Origin of the sequence: Streptomyces sp. NPDC015032 (genome assembly GCF_043080425.1) — a bacterium.
Classification (GTDB): Bacteria; Actinomycetota; Actinomycetes; order Streptomycetales; family Streptomycetaceae; genus Streptomyces.
In genome coordinates, this window is sequence record NZ_JBIBVN010000060.1 from 1 (window position 1) to 26209 (window position 26209).

A 26209-nucleotide genomic window follows, 5' to 3' on the forward strand; every position below is an offset into this window, starting at 1 on the left:
CCCGAACACCCACCGTCACCCTCGCCCCATGAACGGGACCCACACCCCCAAAACCGACAGCGCGGGATTGACGAACGACATAGAGGCACCCCCCCCCACGCCGGGCACCACCTTCGCTCTGTCCGAGCTGATGGTCCGCCCGAAGTGGCGTGGCACCGGCCTCGCCCAACGACTCCACGACACCCTCCTGGCCCCCCGGCCCGAACAGCTGACCACCCTCCTCGTCGACACCACGCACCCCCGCGTCCAGGCCCTCTACGAAACGTGGGGCTACCGCAAGATCGGCGAACGCCAGCCCTTCCCCGACTCCCCCCTCTACGCCGTCATGCTCCGCGACCTGCCCAGCTCATAGACCAACCCACGGTCCCCGCTCAAGGCTCCGTCGGTGATCGCCTTCATGCTGGAGCGGCGCAGTTCGACGTGAACCTCAGTGGCGTTGGCGTCCAGGGCGTTCCACACAAGTTCGGCGATGGCCGTGATCTGGGGCTTCTTCTTGAAATGGAGGATCTTGCGCTCGCCGACCGATAGCTCGAACTCCATCAGCGGTGGTCCGCTCTGCGTCGGCAGATCGGTGCTGACCACGCCCACGCCAACTCCCATACGCGCAGCACCTTGTGTGTTGTGTTCCCCAGACATGCGGTGACCGTACCGGTTGCGCACACTTCGGTACCCATCGCCTTGCGTGATGGGGTGAAGCGCCTCAACGATCGCGGGCTCGGTCGGCGCTTACCGTCCACACGGGTCAGGGCGGATTGTCAATGCTGACTGCTTTCTCCATTTATGCCTGATTGGTCGCTATATGCGCCGTATCACCTAGGAGATGCGCTTCATGCCCTTCACTGCACTGCACCCCGAAGCCGGACGCATCGATGCCACCTTGCCCGACCTCGGAGCCAGCCTGGATTGGTCCCGGGTCTACAAGCTCTCGCCTCGCGTCGCCCTCACCTGTCCTGAGTGTGCATGGGGTGTACACGCCAAGCACTCTCCGAACCGCGTGCGATTCTTCTGCCACGACGGCGGGCGGCCGCCGGAGTGCTCCCTGGCGAACGAGTCCTGGGAACACCACATGCTCAAGCTGGAGATGGCCGGAGCCATTCGCGCGGCCGGCTGGTTCGCCGAGCTTGAGGTCGCCGCCGCCGACGGCTCCTGGCGGGCCGACGTAATGGCGACCTCGCCCGACAGCGAGCAGCGCATGGCGTGGGAGGCGCAGCTTTCCCCGATCACGGTGGAAGACATCACGGCGCGCACCGACCGGTACACGGCCGAAGGCGTCACCATGTGCTGGGTGTCCCCCCACAAGCGCCCGCCGGTGTGGCTGGGGGCTGTGCCGTCCGTGCGTGTACGGGTGCCCGAGGAAGCTGACGAGTCCTGGGTCGTGGACGACGGTCTTGGCAGCTTCGTCTCCGGCGGGTGGTTCTTCCAGGAGGCGGAGCTGGGCCAGTTCGTGAGGTGGGTCCTTCGTGGTCAGCTGCGCCCCTGGCGGAGCCTGCCGCGTCACCGCGAGGTGATGCGAATCGTCGGCGAGGAGCATCGCTGGTTTGTCCGCGACCTGTGGTGGACCTCCCGCCAGTCCGCAGAGGCGCAGAACGCGTACGAACGGGAGCGGGAGCAGCGGGCGGAGGATGCGCGACAGCGTGAGGCCCGGAGGCAGGAGCTGGAGGCCGCGTCCCGGGAGCGCCGCAAGGCGTGGCTGGCTACCCCCGCTGGTCAGGAGGCCCAGAGAAGGCGCCACGAAGCCAGGGTGCAGAGGGACGCGCAGAAGCTGGAGCAGAAGGTATCCGCCCGTCGACTTCGGACGCGGCGCGAAGAGGAAGAATCCCGGCATCGGGCAGCGCTCCGAGAACGCCAGGTCCTGGAGGAGTTTATGCAGGAGCAGAGGCGCGATGCCCAGCGGCAGGCCGCCCTGCAGGAACTGGAGCTTCGGGCCCGAGCCACTGCAGAGGAGTGGTGGGCGCTGCTGTCTCGCCCGCAGGTCGAGGAGCTGTTCAGAGCCGTTGTCGACGCGACGTGGAGGCGCGAACGGGTTCGGGTTCGGATTCCCGAGGGCGGCGGCGTCGCGGCGAACTTCGCCTACGGGATTCCGGTGCACGCCTTCAACCGGCTGTACGGAATCGTGCGTCCCTGCCCGGAGTTGCTTCCCCTCTCCCCCCCAGCTGGTCTATCAGCAGGTCTTCGCCCGTGACGCGGAGGAGGCCCGGGCTTTGGAGGCGGGCGGCCTGCATGCCACGCACATCACCCACCTCGGCCTTGGCAGCCACGGGCCATGCCTGTCCTCCCGGGCTCAGTAAGGACCCGGGCCGGTCCTGGATCGTGGGGCCGGTTGTCAGTGGCACCTGGTATTTCCTGTCCCGTCAGATACGCCGCGAATTACGCCGGATCGCCAGGAGATGCGATTCATGCCTTTCACCGCGCTGCATGCCGACCACGGCCGCCTCGATGCCACCCTGGCCGACCTGGGACACAGGCTGGACTGGTCCCAGGTCCACAAAGCCCGCCCCCGGCCGCCTCTCACCTGCCCGGAGTGTGAATGGGGCCTGCACGCCAAGGTCTCCCGCTACGGGGTCCGGTTCTTCTGCCACGACCCTGGACGGCCGCCTTCGTGCGAGTTGTCGAACGAGTCGTGGGAGCACCACATGCTCAAGTTGGAGATGGCGGGTGCGATCCGGGCGGCCGGGTGGTTCGCGGCGCTGGAGGTGCCGGCCGAGGACGGGTCGTGGCGGGCGGACGTCATGGCCTCGTCTGCGGACGGGAGTCGGCGCATGGCCTGGGAGGCGCAGCTGTCGCAGATCACGGTGGACGATATTGCTGATCGCACCGACCGGTATGCCGACGAGGGGATCCGGGTGTGCTGGGTGCACCCGGGCGCGCGGCCGCCGCAGTGGATCAGTGCAGTGCCGGCCGTCCGCGTCCGGGCCCCGAAGGAACGGGAGCAGCCGTGGGTGGTGGACGACGGGCTCGCCGGGTTCGTCTACCGGAGCGGGCGGTGGGAGTTCCGGGAGGAGACGCTGGAGCGGTTCGTGCGCTGGGCGCTGGAGGGGCAGCTGATTCCTGCCGAGGCGCTGCGCCGGTACCGGCGGGTGTACCGGGTGGTCGATGGTGAGCAGCGTCGGTTCAAACGGGATCAGTGGTGGACCTCGAAACGGTCGGTCGCCGATCAGGACAGGCACGAGGTGATGCGGCAGCGGCAGGAAACCGCGCGGGCGGAACGGGAGGCCCACCAGCAGGAGCAGGAGGAGGCCGCGGAATAGCGCCGGAAGGAACTGGAGGAGCAGGAACGGGTACGGAAGGCCGAGGAGAACGAACAACGGCGGCTGCAACGGGAGGAGGAGCACCGCGTCTTCATGGAACAGACGCGGCAGCGGTGGGCGGAAGAGGAAGCACGCCGGGAACAGGAGCGGGTGGAACGCGAGACACGTCTCGCCCGTGAGCAGGCCGAGCGCGAGGAGCGGGAGCGCCAGGACCTGGAGACCGCGCGGGCATGGTGGGGCCGGCTGTCGACTCAGCAGCAGACCGAGCTGTTCGCCGCCGTCGCCGAGTACGCCTGGCGGACGTCGAACCTGCGGGTGGAAATCCCGGAGAAGCCGATGATGTGGCCGCAGTACGCCCACGGCGTCCCGGTCCACGTGACCGACAAACGGCGGACACTGTACGGGATCGTGCGGCCCTGCCCCGGCCTGGCCGCTGTCTGCTCCAAGCTCGCGGAGGAACTGGTCCTGGCCCGCAGCGCCCAGGAGGCGCGCGAACTCGCCGACGTCCTTCCCCAGAGCCGGATCGTCGACCTTGACCTGCCCGAACACGAACAGCTCACCATGTGCTGAGGCACCCGCCGGGGCCAGCGGCTATCGCACAGCCCGGATCGCGGGCGCGGAGCTCGGACAGCGTTGCCATGGCCGTGCTCCTTTCGTGTATTCCGTGAACGCGGAAGGCCGTAAAGCAGACACGGGGCACTGAAACACCGAGCGCAACGCACCCCCTCGTAGCCCATATTCCTGGGTGTCTTCGCAGGTCAGGGTGCAACACATAGCCGTGTTGCACCCCGCGTTTCGAAAGGCGTGCGAAGTGGTCGAAAGCCCTGCCCGCCCCGGACCAGCGCTGACACACTCAAGGCCATTGTGATCACCGAACGCTGACGGAGGATGCGTTGAGCCAGCAGGAACAGCCCTGGCAGCCGGGCCCGAACGATCTGCCCTTCACCACCCACCTGATCAACCCGCACGGCGACCGGCACCTCGGGTTCAACGACGACGAGGGCCGCTTCTACCGGCTGTGGCAGCACCGCCAGCCCGAGCCGCCGCACACCGGCGACGCGATCCTGCTGCGACGTCGACCAGATCATCAAGTTCGCCATGATCTGGGCTACGCGCCATGCAGCCGACCCGCGCAGCGACGCCCTGGTCGATGAGGTCGCCGCCGGAGCCAAGGCCGTCGTGCTGCACTTCGCGCAAGCCGCCCAGGCCCCGGTACAGCGTTATCAGGCGCGGCGGACCCGCCAGAGCCATGCTGCCGTGCCGGCCAGCAGGGCGAGCATCGCCAGGTTGGCCAGGAGAGCCGGGGTGCCACCCGCCGGACCGCCGCTGGACAGGTTCCAGGTGACGATGACGGCAGTCGGCAGGACGGCGGTAAGCATGACGCCGGTGGTCTTCTGGACGGCGATCCAGTGCACTGAGGTGCAGAGAAGTACCGCGCCTGTGATGCGGAACAGGACGCCGAACAGCGGGCCGGGGTGGTCGGGGAAGACCATCATGAAGGGCAGCGAGAGGGTGAGCATCAGGAGCGGGACCAGGGGGTGTACCTTGCCGCGCCGGGCGGGTGCACCAGCGCTGCCCCGGGCCGGGGCCCCGGTGGCCCCGTTCCCCGCCTCGGCCAGCGCCGTCGCCGCGATCGTGCGGGGGTCCCCCAGTTCCGCCAGGATCTCGCCGGTCGCGGCGTCGGGGTGTTCGGCGCGCGTCACCTCGATGTGTTCGGCGAGGTCGGCGAGGAGTTCCTGGCGACGGTCGGCGGGGAGTGCGGAGGCCTCACGCTCGACGGCGGCGAGGTAGTCGCGTACAGGGTCGGCAGGGGTCTTCATGCGAGGTCTCCGGTGGAGGGGTGCGGGGTGGTCAGGAAGGTGTCGACGGCGTTGCGGAAGCCGGGCCAGACACGCGCGAACTCGTCGAGTGCGGCCCGGCCGCTGTCGGTGAGCGCGTAGTAGCGACGGGGTGGTCCGGAGGCGGACTCCTGCCAGGTGGTGGTGACCAGGTCGTCGCGGCGGAGCCGGGAGAGCAGCGGGTAGACCGTGCCCTGGCTGGTGGCCAGGGCACCGGATTCCTCCAGGGCTTGGAGGAGTTCCACGCCGTAGCGGGGGCGGTCCCGCATCAGCGCGAGTACGCAGTACTCCAGTACACCCTTGCGCAGCTGGGCGGCTGCCCGGGCCTGCTTGGTCGAATCACCGGGTTCCATGCGTTGCAAGGTACCTGATTGGGCAAGTAGATGGGAAAGGGGGTGCGGTTCCCCGTAATCCATCCGCGCCCAGCCGACTACGGACAAGGGGACCGACGTCGCCGAGACCGGTACGAACGGCGAGCCCGGGGCGATTCAATACATCGCGCCCGCTCAGGCGAGTCCGGGACTCGTCATCGCTACAGCTGAACGCGGCAGTTGTTCTTCGCCGCCTACGAGCGTGCGCTCCAGGCGCCGCGGTATTTCTCAAACTTCCCTGCGTGATGCGCAGGGACAAGACACCGACCCAGTCCTGGCGGCACGCCGAGCCACTGTCGTCATCGCCACGATCCGCGGCCTACAGCTCGATCTCCTCACCACCGGAGACCGGGCCAGGGTCCAAGAAGCAGCAGAACACTTCCTCGACGCATCCCCTGCAAGCTCTCCGTACGCGCAGCCGACCGCCGACCGCGGTCAATATGCGCTGCCCGTGGCAACGGCCGCGCGGAACTCCTGGGTCATCAAGGCCACCGAGCCGCGCTGGACAGGGACCGGACCCTGCTCGCCCCACACCTTGTGCAGCGCGGCTCGCATCCGGTCGTTCATGGCGTCGTAGAGGGCGCGGACGAGGCGGGCACGGTTCTGGACACAGCGCACGGTGCCCTCCAGCTTCGCGGACAGCCGGCCCTCTGCCTCGCGCAGGACGATGTCCGCGAGCGCCTTGGGCCCGCTGTTCTTCGGCAGCCAGTCGGCGCGGCGGCGGACGTCGGCGGCGACGGCGCGGGCGTGGCCGGTGAGCTGGAGTGCGATCTGCTCCAAGTCGCGGGTGGTGAGCGTGTCCTTGCCGGTCCACGCGAGGACGGCCTTGACGAGGCACTCGTACGGTTCGCGGTCGAGCGGGAGCCCCGCCTCGATCAACCCGTCGGGGTCGTACAGGACCGTGTGTGTGCTGGCGGGCCTAGCTACGGGGGCGGTCTCGCGCGGGTGGCTGGCGGTCACCGCAGGGCGTCCTCGCCGCTTTCGGCCCCGTCGTCGTGGTCTTCGGTCCGCTGGGCGAGGAACCGGGCGAAGCCGCGGTCTGCGCGGGCCAGTAGGGCCGGAGAGGGGACGCCGTATGCGGGCGGCTGGAGGCCGCGGCCCTCCGGGGCCGGGGCAGTGATGTCCGTGTGTGCGCATGCGGCCCCGCCTCTCCGCCTGGTGGTCCGTCGGTGCCTTCGACGCTACGCAGCTGTCCGCCGCACTCTCAACAAAGTTGCGGGTAATTGCGGAGGTTCACTCCAGGGCGTTGATCGCAGCCCAGATCAGGGCGCGGGCGGCGTCGCCGTACACGGCCATCTCCGCGAGGCCGGCAAACGCCTTGGCGTAGCCGGAGAGTTCGCGCGGCTGCTTCACCTTGATCTCAGCCGTCAGGGTCTCCACCACGGCCTGAACGTCGTCGTGGAGGTAGAACGCCTCCAGCGGCCACACGGTGCGCTGCGCGCCGTCGTGAGATCGGCACCCGGTGGCGCCGCATCACGCCGGGCCGTCAGGCGCTGCTGGTCCTGGCGCATCTGCGGTGCGGCGACACCTACGCCCAGCTCGCACAGGGTTCGGCATCGGGACCGCAACCGTCTACCGCTACCTCCGCGAGGCGATAGAGGTCCTGGCAGGGCTGGCTCCCAGCCTGGCCAAGGCGATGCGGACCGCGAGCCGACTGGCTTTCGTGATCCTCGACGGTACCCTGCTGCCGATCGACCGGATCGCCGCCGACACCCCGTACTACTCCGGAAAACACAAGCGCCACGGCATGAATATCCAGGTCCTCACCGACCCGTTCGGCCGCCTGCTGTTGGCCTCGCCCGCGCTGCCAGGCTCCACCCACGATCTGACCGCCGCCCGCACTCACGGCATCATCGACGCGCTCGCCGAGGCCGGCCTCAAGTGCTGGGCCGACAAGGCGTATCAGGGTGCCGGCGGCTCCATCCGGGTGCCCTTCCGGGGCCGTCGCTTCAAGCGGTGGCAACGTCGGCACAACAGCACACACACCAAGATCCGGTGCCTCGGCGAGCAGGCCATGGCCACCCTGAAGGGCTGGCGCCTCCTACGAAAACTCCGTTGCAGCACCAACCGCATCACCGCGACCGTCCAAGCCGTCCTCGTCCTCCATCACGCCGCAGCATGAGGTGGGAAAGGGCTCCTTGATTTACATCCGTTTGAGTTCCGCCTCGCAGGTCGGCTGCGAGGTGGCAGAACATCGCCGCGGCGGGCTTGGAGTCGGACGGACCGCGGCCGACCAGGCGCCGAGCGGGCACCCGCTGAAGACAGCGCGGGTCGCCGCGATGGGCGCGAGCGGGACCGATGCGGACGATGAACGGGGAAGCGATTGCCCGCGTTCGCGAGTGCCCTCTATCGTGAACTCGTCGAGGCAGGGGGGGCTACTCACAGTGAGTAGAGCCAGCAGCAAAGCCCGCGGATACCGGCAACGGGCATGGTTATGGACGCGCGACATGGTGGCGTCGGGCTGCCTCAAGTTGGGGACCCTCTTCCTCACCCTCGCGGTCGTGGCGGCGCCGCTCTCCCGTTTCGTAGGCGTCTGGCCAGCGTCCGGCAGTGGCTCCGTACCGCGCACGTATCTTTCCGTCTTTCTTCTCGATCACGCATGCATCGTCCTGGCCCTGCTCGTACTCGGCCTGGGGGCGTGGGTGGCCGTTCCCGCTGCCCCGCCCGCCCCTGACGCCGCACTCGCCCCACTCGCCTCCGAGGAGCCGGCCCCACACCCCCGACGGAGATCGCTTCGAATAGCTGGTGGCGCTCTGTTCTGGCTCAGCGCCTGGCTTTTCGTCCTGGGTGGGCAGATGTTCCTGCTTACCGCGCGCGGCGGGTTCACGTGGCTGGTCAATCTCGGAATCGCCCTCTGTTCCGTACCGGTGTTCCTGGCAGGACGGGAGTTGCGTCGCACGGCCGACCGACGGGGACGAGCTGTGACGTGGGCCGCGCTCTGGACGGGGTGGACGCTGCACCTGGCCCACTGGCTCTGCAGAACGGCAGGCGCCGGACTGGTCGCCCTCTCCGTGTACGCGGCCTCGGTCACCTTGGTCCGGCCGGGAGCGGACCGCCTGGCATTCCTCCTCGTTCTCGCGCTCAGTGTGTCCGCCGCAGCCGTCGGTGTCGTCGCCTTCCGGCTCGGAGCGGTCGCCGGGAATGCCGCCAGGCGGCACTTCGGGCTGGCGACGCCTGGACCATCGAGGCGCCTGTCGACTGCGCAGAAGCTGCGCGTGGGCTCCATCCAGCTCACGAGCCTGGCGTCCGGAACAGCCGGGCTCGCCGTCGTGCTCGTGAGCCTGCGTCTCGCGGTGGGCGACCTCGTGGCGACGGTGTCGCACCTGTCCTCACCGCACACCCTTCTCCTCGACCTCATGAGCCTGTGCGTCGGCGGCTGGGACATCTGGGCAGCGCTGGCCGCCTGGCGCGTAGCCCAGCGATTGCTCGGGACGGGCGCAGGCAATAGCGCACCTCTCCCCCGACGCCGCCGGGTCTACGGCTGGGCCCTGCGGACAGTGAGTTGGGCGATGCGCCTTGGGGGAACGGCCGTACTGATCCTCGCCGCCCTGGGAATGAGATCGGTATCCACGATTCCCGACCTGCCCGGATATCACGGGCCCCCCTGGTACATCCTTCTCGTGATTTTCCTGCTGGTCGGAACGGGCGGTGCCGCGGTCCTGGTATTCGCCTCCGTCCCGGCGATGAAGGCGAACCGGTACCTGGCCAATATCGTCACGTCCCCGGACCACATTTCCAGCGGGTCGTACGTCCTCTATCTCCGGCCATTCGACCAGGACGCCGGTGCCTCCGAGGCAACGCCCCTCGGCAAGAACCTGAACTTCTTCAACAACCCGGGCACGTGGATCATGCAATCCCACCGCAGCCACGAGGAACGCATCAGCGCCCTGTTCGCCGAATTCGGGCCGCTGCTGGCGGTCGGAAGCCCCGGTGAGCAGGTGCCGGGCGGCGCGGGGGCGGCGCGTATGTACCTACCGCTCGACGACTGGAAAGGCACCGTCGGCCGGCTCATCGAGAACGCGGGCGTGATCGTCATGGGGACCGGCCCCGGACCGGGAACGCTCTGGGAATACGCCGAGGTCCTCCGCCGCAGACACCCCACACGGCTCGTCCTGCTGGTGACGGACCCGATTGAATACCGACGCTTCAAGGCTTCGAGTGTCGCGGAGGCGGAAGGAGTGCTGTACGAACTCAAGAGCCGATACGGCGAGTCCTGGGAGACGCCCCTCCTTCCCGAACTGCCGGGCTACCTTTCCTCTCCAGCCGATCGGGCGTTCTGGTTCAAGTCCATGGTCTATTTCACCAGTGATTGCGAACCTCATCTAATTTCCCTGGACACCTCTAGAGTGAGCGGAAATTTCCGGATGGACAGTTTTGCCGCCAAGAGTCGCCTCACTCCACTCATGAACCATTTACGAAGCATCCTGTCGGGCGCCTCATCGACGATGCCGGGGCAGAAATGACCACTGACGAACCGGGGCGCCGAGCAGCCCTGCGCCGGACCGGCCCCACCATCCCCGGGCAGTCGGACCCCGCCTCCACCCCACAGCCCATCTCACCCACCGTCAGGAACGGTGATTTCATGTCGGGTTACGCACTGGCCGTCGAAATGGCGGACCGGGTCTCGGCCCGACGCGGTGCCGCCAACAGCTTCTTCCTGGGCATCCAGACCACGCTGCTGGCCGGTGTCAGCCTGGTGGACTCAACCGCCCACCGCGTCAGCTGGTACGCGGCCCTAACCATCGCCCTGACTGGCTGCACCCTCTCCGCCTTCTGGTGGCTGCAACTCCGCAGCTACCAGCTGCTCAACCAGGCAAAGTTCGAAGTCATCAACAAGCTGGAGGAGCAGCTACCAGCCAAGATCTACACCGACGAGTGGACGAGCCTGAAGCAGCGCCGGAGACTACGCCGGTTTAGGTACCTCGAACTGGGCGAGACCGAACGTCTCATCCCCCTTCTCCTGGCGGCCCTGCATGTTCTGCTTCTCGCGGGCAGACTGAGCGGATGACCACGTACCTCACCGAAGCGGCCCAGCTCATCCGGAGCCTCCTACCTCCCACCACCGAACCCCCGGGCGACGACGAGTCGTTGTTCCTTGGGTACACGGTGCTGATGCGGGCCAAGGGCACCCGGACGACCACCTCAGACATCCACGACGCGTGGACGGCCTGGATGCTGAGCCGTGGCAGCGACCATGAACTCCGTAGAGACCACATCATCCCTTGCTTGACGTGACAGTGGGCGCGCTGGAGTCGGGGCGCCACGTGAGCCGTTGGAGAACGGGCCGCGTCTCGCTTGCGGCACTCGCGGAGCTTGCCGACGCCACCCTTGACCGTGGCCTTGCGGCGAGGGCGGCGGGCCATCGGCCGGCCCGCGGGGGCAGCGAGCACTGCCCCCGCAAGACCTGGCGATCGGCCCGGTCCTGCGTGTATCCAGGGGAGATGTCCCGCCCATACCCGGAAGAGGGTCCCGTCTCTTGCGTGCATACGATCGCCGTGAAGGTTCCCGCCCCAGCGCTCAACTGGCCGTGGCCGCGTCCCGGTCCGCCACGCGGCCTTTTGATCTACTCGCGGTCCAGCGGGAGGCCGGCAACGCCGCTGTGGTCAGAATGCTGCAACGGGCCGGCCATCTCGACGAGGAGCAGCAGTGGCAAGGCCCGTCCCCCGGGCCGGCCGGCCCCGTCGTCCAGCGGTCGAGTGTGGAGGGTTTGCTGCGCGGCTCCGGTGAGGCGCTGGACGGCGCGCTGCGCGCGGAGATAGAGGAACGGCTCGGCGCCGACTTCTCCGACGTACAGCTGCACACCGGGCACGCGGCCCAGCGCTCGGCCGCGGAGATCGGGGCGCGCGCCTACACCTCCGGCAGCCATGTAGTCATCGGCGCGGGCGGCGCCGACAAGCACACCCTGGCCCATGAGCTGACCCACGTCATCCAGCAGCGGCAGGGGCCGGTGGCGGGCACGCCCACGGCGGACGGCCTGTCGGTCAGCGACCCCGGGGACCGCTTCGAACGGGAGGCCGAGGCCAACGCCACCCGCGCCCCGACCGTGCAGCGGTCGATGTATCTGGCCAACTACGATGACCGCATCTACGCGGACAGCAACCAGCCCGGCAGCGAGTTCGCCTTCGTCAAGAAGGACGCATCCGACCGGCTGCTCTTCGTCCCCTACTCGGGCGTCGACCGCGTCCGTGACGCCGTGCGCAACACAGGCCTTTCCGACTTCTCCTCTTCTCTGCTCGGCGACCTCATCCGCCGCGATCCAGCGTTCCAGGCCGTGTTGCTCCAGGAACTGGGCGGCTTCCACCACTACGTGAGCACCGCCGGAACCCTTACCCGGCTGGGGGACGACGCACTCGGCCGGGGGCTGCCCGGGATGCTCGCCATGGTCGTCCGGTCCGGGCCGCGGCTGTGGCAGAACTCCGGCGGCTCCCGCGCGCCCCGGGCCGAGGGTCACCTGTTCACACGGGCGGAGACCTCCCGCGAGCAGGCGGAGCAGCGGCTCGGCGTCGATCTCGATGCAGATTACGCCGGCGTGCGGGTGCATCAGGTGTCGGACCGCATGTACGAGGCGACCCGCCACAGCGAGGACAGCAACGGCCTCTTCGAGTACTCGGGGCTCGGCCCGGACGACCCGCACAGGATGCTGTACATCTCGACCGCGACCACCCAGCGGTCCGCGTCGCACCGCATCCGCATCGCCAACCAGCGCTACAGCGATGGCGAGTTCTTCGACCCGAGCCTGAGCGCTACCACGCGTGCGGCGCTCGACGCGGCCTACCAGGGGCTTATGCACGTACCACCGCGGCAGAGCACCGGTTGGGTTCCCGGCACCGGGCTGACGCCCGTGGGCCGGGGCTCGGGGCAGGACACCGCGATGAAGAACTGGAACGCGCTCGGCCTGGCCGCCTACGCCAACCTGGCCTTGGGCTGCACCTACGACCTGAATCAGAACTGGGAGTGGTTGCACATCCAGGGTGCGCAGATCGGCGGCGCGACCGACGAGCATAACCTCGTCGCCGGCACCTACGTCACCAACTCGGCAATGATGCCCTTCGAGAGCCTGATCGCAGAATGGGCGAAGGCGGACGCGCACAACTTCCAGGCCCAGTTCCTGATCACACCCGGCAACACTTTGTTCCCCCAGTACATCGAGCTGTGGGTGCAGGCCCAGGGCCATCAGCATCTCGGCGATCTACCGCCGACGTTGCTCGCTCGGTTCGAACCGCTGTCCGGACGGATCGTCGACCGGATGGCCGGCGAGATCATCAAGCGCAACGTCGACATCCGTCCGCACCTGCCCTCCCCCTTGCCGCTGTGACCGGGGCAACCCTGCGGGACTGCCCGGCGTCACCTCCCGAGGCACCGTCGCCACCCCCAGCTCCTCACGCCTCTCGGCCATCACCGCGAGGGGTGTCCAGAGGGCCCCACACCGGCCCGCAGTCCTGCGGGATGCTCCTGGGCTCGAAGTCGGTGGCCGGTCAGAGCCCAGCGGCCACCAGTTGAGTGTGAGTGCCCTCCTTCGCCGACCATGCCCTTCCCCATCCGTCCCACACTGGTCGGCCGTACCTCTGAGCGATTCCGTGCAAGCCATACCCGCCTGCTGTCGTGGGCACTCCGTGACAGCAGGCACCTCCGAGGACCACAACCAGGGCGTGGGCGATGTCGGGGCGAAGCCACAGGCGTCTCGTACGGCCGGGCGTCCGACGCTTCGAGGACCGTGTGTTGCCGTGGTGGACCCCTGAATCTTCAGCGGCCTAGTGTTCCGTCATGTACTTATCTGAGAAAGCCGGTTGCTGGACTGTGAGCCTCGCGCGCCGTGCGTGGATTACAGCCAGGGACGCGTGAACCACCCCGAGGACGGTGTCGGCACGTTGGCCCGGGTCCGCACCAGCGAAGGCCCGGACGGCGACGTGGTCTTCGAGCGGAGCGCGGAGCGACCGATGGGACTGTGGGCCGAAGCCGGGGAGAATCTCCTGCGGATGATTCCGCTGCTCGGTCCGGACGCGCCGCCGGCCGACGAACTCGAGGACTGCCGCCTGTGCCCCGGCTGCTGCCGGCCCGTCTACGAGAACTCTTCCTCGCACGCCCTGATCGGCGTGGGTCCGATGCCGGTGATGGGGCTGTGCAGGCTGTGCGCCGAAGGCACCACGCTGCGCTCGCTGCGCCAGCTGGACGTCCCGGTCGACCCGCAGCAGCGTGCCGTCCTGGAAACCGTGGCCGCCGCCATGGCGTAGTCCGGTCGCCGGGCGCCGGGCAGGCCCCCTCGCACGGAAGGGGCTTGCCCGGCTCGGACGTCAGTGGCTGGCGGGCTCGGGGTAGCGCCGGCGGCGGCGGTCCGGGTCGTCGACGCCGATCTCGTACCAGGGCTCACCTCGCTGGAGCTGGGGGCAGGGTGTTCACCCAGACCGCGACGCGCCCCTCTACGTCGGCGGTGAGCGCCTGAAGGCAGTTGCCGTCGGCCAGGGCCTTCTGCCCCGCCGGGGTCTTGCTTGCAGCCGAATCAGCTGCAAGCAAGACCCGGGTGCGTCTTCAGCTGGCGTAGAAGTCCTGCAGGGTGTCGTCGAGGTCTTCGAGGGTGTCTTCCTCGCTACTGATACCGAGGGCGCTCAGCATGCCGATGCACGAGGCGGAGTATCGGCCGAGAGCGACGATGAGGTCGTAGTACCGCTCCTCGTCCTCATGGAACAGGCGGGCCAGGAACTCGGCGGTCTGCTTCACGCCGGGCGGTCCGGTCAGCATCGTCTCGATCATCTTCACCACATCGCGCTCCGGGATGCCTTCCGGGAGTCCGTCCGTGAGCTGGGTTATCAAGGTTTCTACCTCCACCTCGCGCTCCTTCGCGAGCCAGAAGGTGAGACCTGACGCCGCCATCCCGGCGCCGGTGACAAGCTGAGTGACGTGGTCGATTCCGCCGGCCTTCAGGTCGGCGTTCACTGCCGTGATCACTACACGGCACACCGGGTCGTCAGTGCGGACACGTGCTGGTGACGCCACGGGCTGGAGGGCCGCGCGTATCAGCTGCATCACGGGTTCGGATAACGAGTTCATAGCGTCATCCTCCCGCCTTTGCGCTGCTCACCGGCGGGCATTCTGCAACCTCGGGCAGCAGGAGATCCGCGCTCACGGCACGCAGGAAGGGGACCATGCGCACGTGACGGGCCTGATGGGCGAGGCGCTCTCGGCGGCAGGTAGCTGTCGAGCGAGCCGACGTCGTCGCACAGCCGTGCAAGTGGCGCAGCTGGCCCGCAAGGTGGCCGAAGCTCTCGAAGTGCCGGAGCTGGTTGCCACGTGACGCCGGGGTCCGCGCGGCCGTTGGACAGCGCGGGTTTCACGACGATTGGTCAGGGTGATCCGGTAAGGATGAGGGCTCCGTCGCCGCCGGCCCGGCGTATGTCCCTCATCTGCAGTGGTGGCGAAGCGTAGAGGAGTGCGCCCGCCCGGCCCTGTCAGCGGGCGTGGCTGCGCGGTCTAGCCGATTAAGAGCGCTCGTCAGAGCGGTGGACCGGACGCTCCTCCTTGACGGCCAGCAGGAGCCCGGCCACGCTCCCGGCATCGGTGATCCGGCCGGTGTACACAGCCGCCACCGCCTGCCCGAGAGGCCACCACGTCGCCGTCATCCCGATCTCGGTCCCGTCCCGGCAAGGAGTACCCGCTCCCGGGGAGAGGCCGGTCGCCACGACAAGGTGCAGGCGGGCGGCCGTCACTCCGGGCAACGGGTCAAGCGTCGCCAAGTGGTCGATGCGATCGGCGACAAGCCCGGCCTCCTCGGCAAGTTCGCGCCGACCCGCTGCTGCCGGATCTTCACCGTCGGTTCCCCCGCCAGGCAGATGCAGCATCCGGCGCGCTTGGAGGTAGAAGTCATCTTCGACCAGCAGCACGTTCTCCTGGTCGTCCAGGGTCACGATCCTGACCGTGTCATGGACGGCAACATGGTCGTAGACGCCACTGCCTCCGTCCGGACGCAGGACCCTGTCCCTATGCAGGGACAGGAACGGCCCCTGATGCAGTTGCTCGCTGTCGAGCCTTCTCCAGCCCACGTGCTGCGGCCCCGGTCAGGTGTCGACGGATGAGCAGGGCGAGACTCGCAGCAGGCACTCCGGCGGCGTCTGTTCGCGCCCCCCGAGCTGACCCGGCTCGGGCACATTGAGCTGTGCAGCTTCAACCCGCCAGTGACGGCGGCCGATGCGCAGCACCAGTCCGGGGGCCGGCACGTGCGCCAAGTAGATCGCGCCGCTCGTGTTGACCACCATGCCGTCGGTGGTGCGGAAAGTCAGCCGGTAATACGGCGGCGGGCAATACGCGCCGTCCTTGCGCAGCTGTGCCATGTCCTCGAACATCTGGTACGCCGTCCCTTCCCCTGCTTCGGCTGCCTGCTATTCAACTTAGTGGTCGGCTCCGTAAATCCTTCGGGGGTTGATCACGTTGCCCGTCCGACAGAAGATTGTTCCTGGTGATCGGCGGTGTGCCGGTCGAGCCTGGCCAGTAGATCGTCCAGGTCGGAGGTGGTGAACTTCCACTGGAACGGCTGTGCTGTGGCGTTGTAGCGGTCTTCGAAGGCTCGGAGCCGGTCCCTGACCTGAGCGAGGTCGGTGAAGTCGTTGGGGTGGACGACCTTGCGCTGCACGACGGAGAAGTAGATCTCCACTTGGTTCAGCCAGGAAGCATGCACTGGGGTGTGAATCAGCACCGCGTTCGGGAAGGCGGCCGACAACCGGTCGGCAGCCTTCTTGCCGCGGTGGGAGGAGCCGTTGTCCACGACCCAGAACACGCGTTTCGCGCTGGCGTAGGGCTCGCGGGTCATGACCTGGGTGACCAGGTTCATGAACGGGTCGATGCCGGTGGTCTTCTCACAGCGGCCGAACACCTTCGCGGCGTGGACGTCGTAAGCGGCCAGGTAAGCCAGGGCGCCGCCGCGTCCGTAGGCGTGGTTCACCCGCATCGCGCGGGCCTGGCCCGGGGCGAGGGTGGGGTGGCAGCGGCAGCGGGCCTGGATGGAGGTCTTCTCGTCGGCGCTGATGACGTACTCGTCGGCGTCGAGCGGGGTGCCCTGCCAGGTGCAGGCGTACAGGTCCAGCACACGCTGGGCTTTGGCGCGGAAGTTGGGGTCGGTGATGAAGATCCAGGAGCGGTGCTGCCAGGGCTTGAGCGCGTCGTCGGCCAGCCAGCGGCGCACGGTGGACGCCGACACGAACGCGGCGATGCACCGCCGGGTGGCCTCATAGGCCAGTTCCGGGCATGACCAGCGCGACAGCGGCACTCCACTCTCGACGGGCAGCCGGCAGGCCAGCGCCTTGACCTCGGCAACCTGCAGCGGCGTGAACACCGGCGGGCGGCCGCAGCGTTGACGGTCTTTTAGCCCGGGCAAGCCCTGTTCGGCGAACCGGCCACGCCAGCGGCGCACGGTGTCCAGGTGCAGCCCCGTCTCCTGGGCGATACGCGCGTTGGAGCGTCCGCGCGCGGCGTGCAGCACCACCTGTGCACGCACCCGCAGCCGGTGCTCGGTCTTGTGGCCGTAGGCCATCGCCTTCAGCCGCGCGTTCGGCGGCACTCGGGGCTATCGGACAGGCAGTGCGGAGGGGCATGGCGGGCGAGCCCATCGGCCGAAGTGGATCACTGGCAAGCCGCAGCCTTCCCCGCCCGCCGTGGCAGTGGAGCCCAGGCATCGCGGCGGTCAGCGGGCGCCCGAGCTTGGACTGGCCAGATCACTCCGTCACGGGCAGGCACTCGGCGAGCAGGTCGACGACATCGCGCCAGGCTCGCTGTGCGTGCCGTGGGTGGTAGCCGACGCCGGGGCGCACGGGATGGTCGACCGGCGGGTGGTGGAAGGCGTGCAAGGCGCCGCCATAGACCACAAGGCGCCAGTCGACGTCCGCGGCCTGCATCTCGGCGGTGAACGCGTCCCGCTGCGCGGGCGGCATGATCGGGTCTTCCGACCCGACCCCGGCCCACACCGGGCAGCGAATGCGCGCCGCCTCGCCCGGTCGGCCCGTGGTCAGTGCGTTAACTGTCCCGATCACGCGCAGGTTGACGCCGTCGCGCCCGAGTTCCAGCCCGATGGCGCCCCCGGTGCCGTAGCCGACGGCGGCGATCCGGTCGGGGTCGGTCCGCGGTTCGGCACGCAACACGTCTAGCGCCGCGTGGCCGATTCCCCGCATCCGGTTGGGGTCGGCGAGCAGCGGCATGCAACGGGCCAGCATCTCCTCGGGGTCGCCCAAATGGCGCCCGCCGTGGAGGTCGAAGGCCAGCGCTACGTATCCCAGCTCGGCGAGCGCATCGGCCCGGCGGCGCTCGACGTCGCTGAGCCCCGGCCCCTCTGGTCCGAGCAGCACCGCGGGCCGGCGGTCGGCACCGGCCGGGAGCGCGAGGTGCCCGATCATCGTCAGACCGTCGGCCGGGTACTGGACCGTGCGCGTGGTAATCGTCGTCATGAGACTGGACCGTAGTGATCGTCGAGTCCGGTCGGGCCGGGGTTCGCCGCTGGCAGAACAGCGCGGGTGCCCCTCTGAAATGCGGCGGTGGCTCACAAGATCCGTCACAACCCCCGTTCCCACGGCAGCACCTGCCCCGGCACCACGCACGACACAGGTTCCGGAGTCAACCCCCGAAGGATTTACGGAGCCGACCACTTAGCCTCAATACCGTTCAGTTAGTGGTCTCGAGTGGTGATGTGGGGGCTGTGTTTGGGCTGGGACCAGTGTGTGTGGTGGGAGCGTTTCGCGGCCCATTTCAGGACCTTGCGTTTGACGACTCGCGGGTGTGAGCGTTTTCGGCGGGGTGGGTTGAGGTGTTGGGTGAGCCATCGGATGGCGTAATGCCAGGTCGTGTTGGCCGTGTCAGTGCCCGGAGGGGGAAAATGCGCCCTGCGCGACTGAACGGCGAGCGATGCGGAGAGCCTTGACGAAGGAGACTCTGTCGGGGTCGCAGCCGGCGTGCGCGGCAGTGTCGGCCATCAGGGTGCGGATAGCGTAGTGGCAGCACAGGTGTCCCCAGATTTCTTGCTGGACAAGGTCGGGGGCTTTCGAGCGCAGTACCGCGCGGGGCCCGCGCTGGTGGGTTTTCAGCTCGTCGAAGGTGGTCTCGATCTCCCATCGTTGGGCGTAGGCGGCTGCGAGGTCCTCGGCGCCGGCCTCGGCCGGGTCGAGGATCGTGGTCAGCAGCCGGTATTCCTCGGGGTTGTCCCGGCCGTCATCGACCGTGTAGTCGATCACTCTGATCGTGAGCGGCTCCGTCGTGGCCCGGTTCGGGCCCGACGTCGGGACGATCCTGGCCAGCCAGGACCCATCGGCCAGTGTTTCCAGATGCCGGGGCCGCAGGTTCGTTTTCACTCGCCAGAGCAGATCCGCGCCCGTGGCGGCGGCCTGCTGCCAGAGGCGGAACCCGTAGAAGCCCCGGTCGGCCAGGACCAGTTGGCCCGGCTCGAGTCGCCCGACGAGCTGCCGGGCCAACTCGATCTCCGACACGCTGCACGGGCCGGTGGCAGCGTCGAAGACGGCATGGGTGCCGCATTCCGCCAATGCCACCAGGCGGGCCTGCGGGAACGCGGCCCGCTCTCCCCGGCTGGAAGCGGGCCGCCCGAAGAATTCTGCGTTGGCCGCCGTGTCCGCCACGTCCAGGCACGTCCCGTCGATCGCCACCAGACGACGCCCGGCCAGCCACGACCCCGGCGTGTCCGGCCCCGCCAGCGGACGCGCGACCCGCGCAAAAAGATCCCGCACCGGCTCGAACCCCAGACGAGACCTGGCCTGGAAGATCGCCGACTTCGAGGGAGGCGCGAACGACTCCGACCACCCCGACGCCCACGACAGCCCATCCGTGAGCTGCGCGAACACATCCTCGTAGGAGCCATCCGAATACAGCGCCATCCCCATCGAGAAGTACGCCATCACCCGCGCGGGCAACGACCGGTGACGCCGCTCAGTACGCCCCGCCCCCTCGATCACCGCGTCAACCACATCCGCGGGAAACACCCGAGTCAGCAACCCCACAGACACCAAATCCGACAACCGGACATCAGAAGACGGCTTCACCCAACCAGAACGCGGCATCCCCCCAAGATACCCCAGAAACACTTAACTGAACGGTATTGAGGCTTAGCAGGGGAACGCCGCGATCGGCGTAAGTGGCAGGTGTCCGCTATTTGTGCGGTGTTGATCATAGGCAGTGTGGCCTTCGTCGTATGGGGACTCAAAAAAATCGGTGTGGATGAGCCCGACAAGGTTGGGGCTCTTATTGGTGTACCGATCGGTGTGATCGGTCTGGTGATCGCGGTCGTGGCGCTGCGTAAGCCGGCCAAGGACAACGGTGCCGAACTCGCGCGCAGCCGCGCCAAAAGGCTCGCCGAACTTGTCGAAAATAACGAGACTGGCGAGGCCAAGGTGCTGCGGCAGCTGCTCGGTGACGACACTCCGCGCATCAATCTCACGTACGTTCTGCAGTCCACGACCGCTCGAGTCGCGGCTGCTCCACCGGCCGGGCATACATTTGACGACGGTGTCACTGCCTTGCCCGATGTTCTGGAGTACTACCGCTCCACCCGGCCCCGGCGCCTGGTCGTCACCGGGGCTGCCGGGGCGGAAAGACTGTTCTGGCCCTGGAACTCATGCTCGCCCTTATCAAAGACCGTGCCGAGGACGATCCCGTCCCGGTCCGGATCTCACTGGCCCAGTGGAACACCGAACAGCCCCTGAAAACCCTGCTGGTACAGCGTCTGGTCGACGCCTATGACTTTTCTTCCAGTGCGGCTGCCGGACTGGTCGCTCATGGAATGGTGCTGCCGGTCCTGGACGGACTGGACGAGATGGACCCCCTACGCCCGGACGGCACCCCCAACCCCGAAGCATCCCGCGCCCGCGCGGCTCTGAAAAAGCTCAACGAATACCAGGACGGCCTGGAGGCAGGCCCTCTCGTGCTGACCTGCCGCACCGGACACTACGACGCCCTCGCCCCCACCCCCGCCATCAACTCCCGGCTGATCGACGCCGCCCGCGTCGCCATCGCCCCCGTCGACACCCACCGCGCCATCGACTACCTCCGTAACCGGATCCTGGACACATCCCGCTGGCAGCCCCTGATCGGTCACCACCTGGGCTTGTACGGGTAAAGAGCCCGGAGCCGGGGCCGTAGTCCCCCCGTCTCAACATGGAGCGGTGGCTCGGGTTCCAGGCCAAGCACGGAGATGCAGCCCTGAGGAGGCGCCGACGGACGGGAGCAATCCCATGGAGGGTGGCCTCCTGTGGGCCGGAACGTGCCTCACTTGCCTGATCGACCTCTGCGCCGACTACCAGCAGATTTGCTTGACAACCCTAGATAACGATCGCACCGAGGAGAACCACCAACTTCGCGAGCAACTCGCCCGCGCGCTTGGCGAACAACGCGCCGCGACGACTCGCACCGACCCACCCCGAGCAGGAGCGGGCAATCCCAGGTGGGAGTAACCCACTCGCATCGTCTTCAATTGACGCGGTGGGCCCGGGCGAATGTTTCATGTACGCGGCCGGCTCCGCGGAGAGAAACACGGATGGGACACGGTGGATACAAGAAGACGTGAAGGGCGAGCAGGGGGAGGATCAGTTGGAACGGATCGGGTCGTACGCCGTGGTGCGGGAACTTGGTGCGGGCGGGATGGGCACCGTGTATCTGGCCCGGTCGCGCGGCGGGCGTCTGCTGGCGGTGAAGGTACCCAGAGCGGAGCTGGCCGCGGACGCGGCCTTCCGGGCCCGGTTCCGGGTTGAGGTGGACGCGGCGCGCGCGGTCGGCGGCATCCACACGGCGCAGGTGGTGGACGCCGATCCGGAGGGAGATCCGCCCTGGCTGGCCACGGTGTATGTGCCGGGCCCGACGCTCGCCCACTTGATCACCACCGAAGGGCCCATGGCCGAGGCGGAGTTGAGGCAACTCGGCGCGGCGCTGGCGGAGGCGCTGCAGGCGGTGCATGGGTGCGAGATCGTGCACCGCGACCTGAAGCCGGGCAATATCATCATGGCGCCGGACGGTCCGCGGGTCCTGGACTTCGGCATCGCCCGGGCCGTCGAATCCACTCGGCTGACGATGACGGGCCATGCCTTCGGTACCCCGGGGTATCTCGCGCCCGAGCAGGCGGAGGGCCGGGATGTGACGGGCGCTGCCGATGTGTTCGCCCTCGGTGCCGTCCTTGTGGCGGCGGCGGGCGGCAGCGCCTTCGGCGAGGGCACACCGATAATGCTGATGTACCGCTCGGTGCATGCGGAGGCGGATCTCTCACCGGTCCCGGAGGGCATACGCGGGATCGTCGGGGCCTGCCTGGAGAAGGACCCGGCCCGCCGGCCCACGACGGAGCAACTACTCGACGCCTTCACCGGGGTCGTAGACGCCTCGCACCCGCCCACCGTCGTAGTGCCACCTGCCACCCTCGTGATGCCGACGGCCGACCCCGACCCGGCCGAGGAGTTCACCGGCGAGGAAGCGGAGTACTTTCACGCCCAGGACACCGAACGTGCCCTGTTCATCGGAGAATTCGGCGTCGATATCCGCCGCGCCGGCCGCACCGACGTGAGCGTGGACTTCGAGTGGAGCGAGATCGCGAGCATCGGCCACGCTCTGGACGACGACTCCCTAAAGTGCACGCTGTACATCCGGACCGTCGACGGTGTCCCGTGGGCCTTCACCCTGATCGCGCCCGACAAGGTGACGCACAGCACGTGGGCGAGACACCTGCCGTACGTCCTGGATCACTACTGCGACTAGGTCGTGTATCGAAAATGGATCTTGATCGATGAATGATCACGGTCCATGGCACGGGGTGATCTCATGGACGAGCAGTGGGCGGTGTTGGAGCCGTTGTTACCGAAAGGGAAGAAGGCGGGACGGCCGCCCGTTTGGTACCGGCGGCAATTGATCGACGGCATACGGTTCCGCGTCCGAACCGGTGTTCCGTGGCAGGACGTACCCGTCGAGTACGGGCCCTGGGGGCGGATCTACAACCTGTTTCGTCGATGGCAGCGGGACGGCACCTGGCACCGGGTCCTCACCCGTGGGACCAAAAGCCTGTCCAACCTGCCCGCAGATCGGCCAGAACGCTAGCGAGCGTAGTGGGCGGGGCTTGCAGGCGCAGACCAAGAAACAGGACAACCGCGAGGGCGAACGTGAACGCGTCCCAGGCCAGTGCCCACGCCGCGCCGCTCGCGGCAACGACGAATCCGCCAGCGACCGGCCCCAGCACCCTCACCGCGTTGCTCGGGAGCCTGAGCAACGCGTTGGCCTGCTGCAGGTGCTCTTCGGGAACGATCTGCGCGACGGCACCTTGCGTGGCTGGAACGATGAACGACGCCGCCGTTCCCGAGACGAAGCCGCACGCCGCAATCGACGCAGTCGTCGCATGTCTCGTGGCCACGGTGACGTGGCCGTACACCCGGCCGCGCAGCAGCTGCTCGTCATCGGCGTTCATCCGGCCAGCCTCGCAGCCGCCACCGACAACCCCCCGATCCCACTCGCCGGGCCATGAGGACCCCTTGGTCTGCTGCCAGCGGTCGTCGGTGAACTTCCGCCCGCACCGCGTGCACACCGGCCGCTGCGCCTCCCGGTGCGCGGCCTCGCGCTCCGCCTGGCGCCGACGGGCCTCCCGGAGCTGCACCGCGTACAGCCGGTCGCCGTCGGGGTTGTCCAGGGCCTTGGACAGCGTCTGCCACTCATCGCGCCCGAGCCTGCGCCACACCGCGCCCGCGGACCCGGCCGGGTCGGCGGTGATCCGCTCCAGCTCGGTGACGACCACGGGCACCGCCTGGTGGTAGTCGACCGCCGTGTAGCTCTCTCCCCGGTGCGGGGTGCCGGCGAAGTAGGCGCGGGCGGCCTGTTCCAGGCGCTCGATCCGGCTCTCGCGCTGCGCGGCCGTCCGGCCGGTGAACACGAACGCCACCGGCACGTAACCCTCGCGGCCCGTCGCCGGGTAGATCCGCGACCACAGCCGGAAGCCGTGCACCGCAGCACCCTGCCGACGGGCTGCCTTCTCCTTGTTCGCGTCGGCCTTCGGCGCCAGGAGCTCGAACCAGTCGGTGTAGCGGCGCAGCTTGGCCACCAGGTCGTCGACGGGCTCGTTCACGCGGTCGACTTCCAGGAGCATCGCGGGCACTCCGGCGTCCGGGGCGCGCATCGTCAGGTCGGCGTACTGGGTGTACCCGTACGGCAGGCGGTGGGCGATCTCGGTCTGCCAGGACAGCGAAGTTCCGAACCCGGCCCCAACGAGCACCGAGGCGGTCATCGTCACGGCGGCGGCGTGTTCGTCGTAGCCGTCGCCGTCGACCGGTTCACCATCGTCGTCGTACTGGAGCTTGCGCAGCACGGACATCCGCGCACTCTTCGGGAGCAGCTGCTTGGCCTCCTTGTATCCTCGCTCGGTCAGCACCCACAGCTGGTGTCCCGACTCCAGTCGTGTCTCCACCCGGACCTTCCCCTCGCTCTTGAGGGTGTTGAGGGTGTCCCTCGTGCACCGGTCGTGCCGGTCTCCGGGCCGCAGCATCCGCCACAGGTGTTCAGCGGTAGCTCTCTGGAAGATCCCCAGAGCCTTCAGCACTTCCTTCTTCCTGGTGTGGGTCGGCTTCCATGTCTGCTTCAAAGACTTAGAAGGGTTGTCGAACGTGTCGGAGGCCCCTGATTTCTGTGTCTGACCTGCACCAACGCGGCCGTCGGCCGAAGAGGTCGTGGAGGGGGAGATGGAGGGGCCCATGGAGGGGGCCGGCGAGACCTGGTCGACGTCGTCGGCAGGCCCGCGGTCGGCCGGCTCGTACGGGTTGGAGGCGGGGTCGGGGGTGAGGTCGGCGGGCACGGTGTCCTCGGTTTCTCCAGCCTGCTGGCCGGTCGGTGAGCGTCCGGCCCGCGCGCGGATCTGCGCACGGGCCGGAGCCACCGTGAAAAGCCACCCCTTGACCGCGGTCTAACGGCCACAGACAACAGGTGTCCGGTTCCTCCTTGACCGCCCCTTGCAGTCTGGCTTTGTCCGTGAGCGGCATCACGATCTGCTCCATGTCCCCCGGCGGGCTGACAGCAAGAGCGAAGCTCCGTCCGGACCGGGGGACGTGCTCTAGCGTGAGCGCTCCCGTCACCCGCTTGGCAGAGGAGCTCAACGTGCCCGACGTCTGGATCGGCCCGCGCCGCTACGCGACGAAGAAGGCCCGACAGGAAGCGGTGCAGGCGATCCTGGGCCGCTACGGCCTCGGGCAGGACGTCGACCAGGAGGACGACGACCTGCTGCTGCGGGACCTGCTGGACATGCACCCCGACGCGGCGGAGAAGGTCGGCCCGGGGGTGGACCGTTTCCGGATCATCCCCACCCCACGCGGTCACCACAAAAGCCCGGAAGCGGTCCTGGTCGATGGCAGCAAGGTCGCCTTCTCGTACCAGAAGTGCCTGGACGCACCCACCCACCGGCAGCGCGTGCTGGCCGCGATGCGCACCGAGATCCAGCCGCAGGTCAACACCTACTACGAGTCCCGCAAGGCGTCCCACACGCTCGTGTCCGACGAGAGCGGCCAGCCTCTGGCCCCCGACGACACGCACGTCTCCTACTTCCGCGGCCCGCGCTTCCACGACATCGCGATGGAGTTCGTCCAGGCCGCCGGCGGCTTCGACGCCGCCGACCTGACCGCAGAGACGGCGCGGGGCTTGGCCCTGTTCACCGATCGGACCCTGGCGGAGCGCTGGCACGCCCACCACCAGGAGCATGCCGTGCTCGGGCTGCTATCGGCCAAGGAGAACCTGCGCCGCCCGCGCGTGTAGCGCGCCGCACGCACCGGATATCCGGGGCGGCGGCGCGCGCGGGTGCGGACCGCGGACCGGCGCGCGCATGGTGCGTTGAGTTGCGCGCGATGGAACGCACTCTCCCACCCGGTGGAGCGCACCGAGTGGACTCGACCCGCACCTGGTGCGCTGCGCGGTGGCCTCCACTCTCCACTCGGTGCGGACGATGTCGTGCACTTCCACTCGGTGGAACGCACCCGATGCGGCGACGCACGGCATCGTCCGTACCGCGCACCACCCCTACGGACGGTGACGGTGCGCGGTGCGGCGGGAGGGAGAGATCTCCCCTCCGCCACCGTGCATCGGGGGGCCGGTGCTGGTCGTCGCCGAAGAGGTAGCGGACGCTGTCAAGGGGAAACGTCGAAGATCACGCGGAAACTCGTAGCTGGACAAGGGTTGCTTTCCACCTGATGGGCTGGGTGGAATCCGGCGGCACACCTGGTCAAGGGGGGCATCGAGTGCACCGCATCCGATGCGCCGTCACCCTCTGTACGCGCATCGGGTGGCGCGGGTGGGAGTGGCGGCCACTCCCACCCGCGCCGCGCGGTGCGGTGGGTGCGGTGGTGCGGTGGGTGGGAGTGCACGGCATCGTCGTCCGGCGCACCGGTGCGCCCGGTGAACCGCACCGAGCGCACCGGATGCCGGGATGTTCTGCACTCTCCCCACCGGGTGGGGCGCACCGGAGTGGACCACCCGATCCGCACCACCGTGGTCTCCACTCCCCTCCGTGCACCGGGCGCGCGGCGGAGTCCACCGTGTCCACTCATCCCCGGCGGCGTCGCCTGACGACGTCGTGCGAATACTGCGCAGCGACGGTCAGCCACGCTTCTTTCGGAGCCGCACCTGCTTCGCCTGTGTCCGGTACGGATTGACCTTGCATGCGTCAGCTCCAGGCTGCTTGGGGTCTTGCATAGGTCAGCGCGACCTTGCATCGAGGGCTGCACAGCGCGGATGAGTAGCAATGGTGCGCCCGGTGCAGGTCCCTGCC

25 protein-coding genes and 3 pseudogenes are annotated in these 26209 nt (G+C 68.4%); 16 read left to right on the forward strand and 12 right to left on the reverse strand.

Annotation, left to right across the window (positions count from 1 at the left end; genetic code table 11):
* Nucleotides 1-106: 106 nt before the first annotated feature.
* Nucleotides 107-352: pseudogene (locus tag ACF08M_RS38805) on the forward strand (GNAT family N-acetyltransferase); the annotation flags it as partial.
* Here the strand turns inward: ACF08M_RS38805 and ACF08M_RS38810 are convergent.
* Entirely contained in the window at nt 316-600 is a 285-nt protein-coding gene (locus ACF08M_RS38810) for a hypothetical protein (protein WP_392190014.1), read from the reverse strand. The pseudogene ACF08M_RS38805 and the gene ACF08M_RS38810 overlap by 37 nt on opposite strands.
* A gap of 229 nt (nt 601-829) precedes the next feature.
* Here ACF08M_RS38810 and ACF08M_RS38815 point away from each other — a divergent pair, with 229 nt between their 5' ends.
* The 4 genes from ACF08M_RS38815 to ACF08M_RS38830 all read left to right on the forward strand — a co-directional run bounded on the left by ACF08M_RS38815 (nt 830) and on the right by ACF08M_RS38830 (nt 4402).
* Entirely contained in the window at nt 830-2182 is a 1353-nt protein-coding gene (locus ACF08M_RS38815; RefSeq protein WP_392190015.1) for a competence protein CoiA family protein, read from the forward strand.
* 214 nt (nt 2183-2396) lie between these two features.
* Nucleotides 2397-3248, forward strand: a complete 852-nt coding sequence (locus tag ACF08M_RS38820) for a competence protein CoiA family protein (RefSeq protein ID WP_392190016.1) — start codon at nt 2397-2399, stop codon at nt 3246-3248.
* Nucleotides 3249-3341: 93 nt separating this feature from the next.
* The gene (locus tag ACF08M_RS38825) at nt 3342-3818 is read left to right on the forward strand and encodes a hypothetical protein (RefSeq protein WP_392190017.1); all 477 of its coding nucleotides are present in this window, start codon (nt 3342-3344) and stop codon (nt 3816-3818) included.
* 323 nt (nt 3819-4141) lie between these two features.
* Nucleotides 4142-4402, forward strand: a complete 261-nt coding sequence (locus ACF08M_RS38830) for a hypothetical protein (RefSeq protein WP_392190018.1) — start codon at nt 4142-4144, stop codon at nt 4400-4402.
* Nucleotides 4403-4471: 69 nt separating this feature from the next.
* Here ACF08M_RS38830 and ACF08M_RS38835 read toward each other — a convergent pair whose 3' ends face one another.
* The 4 genes and pseudogenes from ACF08M_RS38835 to ACF08M_RS38850 form a co-directional block, all read right to left on the reverse strand.
* Entirely contained in the window at nt 4472-5068 is a 597-nt protein-coding gene (locus ACF08M_RS38835) for an HAAS signaling domain-containing protein (protein WP_392190019.1), read from the reverse strand.
* Nucleotides 5065-5439 carry a PadR family transcriptional regulator gene (locus ACF08M_RS38840; protein ID WP_392190020.1) on the reverse strand — a complete coding sequence of 125 codons (375 nt, stop codon included), beginning with the start codon at nt 5437-5439 and terminating at the stop codon, nt 5065-5067. The genes ACF08M_RS38835 and ACF08M_RS38840 overlap by 4 nt, the downstream gene beginning before the upstream one ends.
* A 453-nt stretch (nt 5440-5892) precedes the next feature.
* Nucleotides 5893-6417, reverse strand: a complete 525-nt coding sequence (locus tag ACF08M_RS38845; RefSeq protein ID WP_392190021.1) for a DUF6415 family natural product biosynthesis protein — start codon at nt 6415-6417, stop codon at nt 5893-5895.
* 273 nt (nt 6418-6690) lie between these two features.
* Nucleotides 6691-6897 (reverse strand): annotated as a pseudogene (locus tag ACF08M_RS38850) (transcriptional regulator); the annotation flags it as partial.
* Here ACF08M_RS38850 and ACF08M_RS38855 point away from each other — a divergent pair.
* The 6 genes and pseudogenes from ACF08M_RS38855 to ACF08M_RS38880 form a co-directional block, all read left to right on the forward strand.
* Nucleotides 6879-7579 (forward strand): annotated as a pseudogene (locus ACF08M_RS38855) (transposase family protein); the annotation flags it as partial. The pseudogenes ACF08M_RS38850 and ACF08M_RS38855 overlap by 19 nt on opposite strands.
* A gap of 325 nt (nt 7580-7904) precedes the next feature.
* Nucleotides 7905-9920, forward strand: a complete 2016-nt coding sequence (locus ACF08M_RS38860) for a hypothetical protein (protein WP_392190022.1) — start codon at nt 7905-7907, stop codon at nt 9918-9920.
* On the forward strand, nt 9917-10465 hold the full coding sequence (locus ACF08M_RS38865) for a hypothetical protein (protein ID WP_392190023.1): 549 nt from the start codon (nt 9917-9919) through the stop codon (nt 10463-10465). Before ACF08M_RS38860 ends, ACF08M_RS38865 begins: the two co-directional genes overlap by 4 nt.
* Nucleotides 10462-10692, forward strand: a complete 231-nt coding sequence (locus ACF08M_RS38870) for a hypothetical protein (protein WP_392190024.1) — start codon at nt 10462-10464, stop codon at nt 10690-10692. The genes ACF08M_RS38865 and ACF08M_RS38870 overlap by 4 nt, the downstream gene beginning before the upstream one ends.
* 241 nt (nt 10693-10933) lie before the next feature.
* Complete coding sequence (locus tag ACF08M_RS38875) at nt 10934-12772, forward strand: DUF4157 domain-containing protein (protein WP_392190025.1); 1839 nt, start codon at nt 10934-10936, stop codon at nt 12770-12772.
* A gap of 523 nt (nt 12773-13295) precedes the next feature.
* The gene (locus ACF08M_RS38880) at nt 13296-13688 is read left to right on the forward strand and encodes a hypothetical protein (RefSeq protein WP_392190026.1); all 393 of its coding nucleotides are present in this window, start codon (nt 13296-13298) and stop codon (nt 13686-13688) included.
* Between the two features lie 295 nt (nt 13689-13983).
* On the opposite strand, the gene ACF08M_RS38885 is transcribed toward ACF08M_RS38880, so the two are convergent.
* The 6 genes from ACF08M_RS38885 to ACF08M_RS38910 all read right to left on the reverse strand — a co-directional run bounded on the left by ACF08M_RS38885 (nt 13984) and on the right by ACF08M_RS38910 (nt 19499).
* Nucleotides 13984-14502, reverse strand: coding sequence for a hypothetical protein (locus ACF08M_RS38885; protein WP_392190027.1), 519 nt, complete (start codon nt 14500-14502; stop codon nt 13984-13986).
* 428 nt (nt 14503-14930) lie between these two features.
* On the reverse strand, nt 14931-15491 hold the full coding sequence (locus ACF08M_RS38890) for an NUDIX domain-containing protein (protein WP_392190028.1): 561 nt from the start codon (nt 15489-15491) through the stop codon (nt 14931-14933).
* Nucleotides 15492-15506: 15 nt separating this feature from the next.
* Nucleotides 15507-15791, reverse strand: coding sequence for a hypothetical protein (locus ACF08M_RS38895; RefSeq protein WP_392190029.1), 285 nt, complete (start codon nt 15789-15791; stop codon nt 15507-15509).
* Between the two features lie 80 nt (nt 15792-15871).
* Nucleotides 15872-17002, reverse strand: coding sequence for an IS630 family transposase (locus tag ACF08M_RS38900; protein ID WP_392190030.1), 1131 nt, complete (start codon nt 17000-17002; stop codon nt 15872-15874).
* 154 nt (nt 17003-17156) lie between these two features.
* Nucleotides 17157-17882: a dienelactone hydrolase family protein gene (locus ACF08M_RS38905; RefSeq protein WP_392190031.1), complete on the reverse strand. Its 726-nt coding sequence runs from the start codon at nt 17880-17882 to the stop codon at nt 17157-17159.
* 405 nt (nt 17883-18287) lie between these two features.
* On the reverse strand, nt 18288-19499 hold the full coding sequence (locus ACF08M_RS38910) for an IS4 family transposase (protein WP_392190032.1): 1212 nt from the start codon (nt 19497-19499) through the stop codon (nt 18288-18290).
* Nucleotides 19500-19616: 117 nt separating this feature from the next.
* Here ACF08M_RS38910 and ACF08M_RS38915 point away from each other — a divergent pair, with 117 nt between their 5' ends.
* From ACF08M_RS38915 to ACF08M_RS38930, 4 genes are all read left to right on the forward strand, one after another.
* Nucleotides 19617-20141: a hypothetical protein gene (locus tag ACF08M_RS38915; protein ID WP_392190033.1), complete on the forward strand. Its 525-nt coding sequence runs from the start codon at nt 19617-19619 to the stop codon at nt 20139-20141.
* Nucleotides 20142-20218: 77 nt separating this feature from the next.
* Nucleotides 20219-20554 (forward strand): hypothetical protein, encoded by a 336-nt coding sequence (locus ACF08M_RS38920; protein ID WP_392190034.1) that lies wholly within the window; start codon nt 20219-20221, stop codon nt 20552-20554.
* A gap of 521 nt (nt 20555-21075) precedes the next feature.
* A complete protein-coding gene (locus ACF08M_RS38925; protein ID WP_392190038.1) occupies nt 21076-22176 on the forward strand; it encodes a serine/threonine-protein kinase in 1101 nt (366 codons plus the stop codon).
* 63 nt (nt 22177-22239) lie between these two features.
* Entirely contained in the window at nt 22240-22512 is a 273-nt protein-coding gene (locus tag ACF08M_RS38930; RefSeq protein ID WP_392190035.1) for a transposase, read from the forward strand.
* Here the strand turns inward: ACF08M_RS38930 and ACF08M_RS38935 are convergent.
* Entirely contained in the window at nt 22457-24331 is a 1875-nt protein-coding gene (locus tag ACF08M_RS38935) for an MFS transporter (RefSeq protein WP_392190036.1), read from the reverse strand. The genes ACF08M_RS38930 and ACF08M_RS38935 overlap by 56 nt on opposite strands.
* 218 nt (nt 24332-24549) lie before the next feature.
* On the opposite strand from ACF08M_RS38935, the gene ACF08M_RS38940 reads away from it, so the two are divergent.
* Nucleotides 24550-25200 (forward strand): DUF3223 domain-containing protein, encoded by a 651-nt coding sequence (locus tag ACF08M_RS38940; protein WP_392190037.1) that lies wholly within the window; start codon nt 24550-24552, stop codon nt 25198-25200.
* The last annotated feature ends 1009 nt before the right edge of the window (nt 25201-26209 follow it).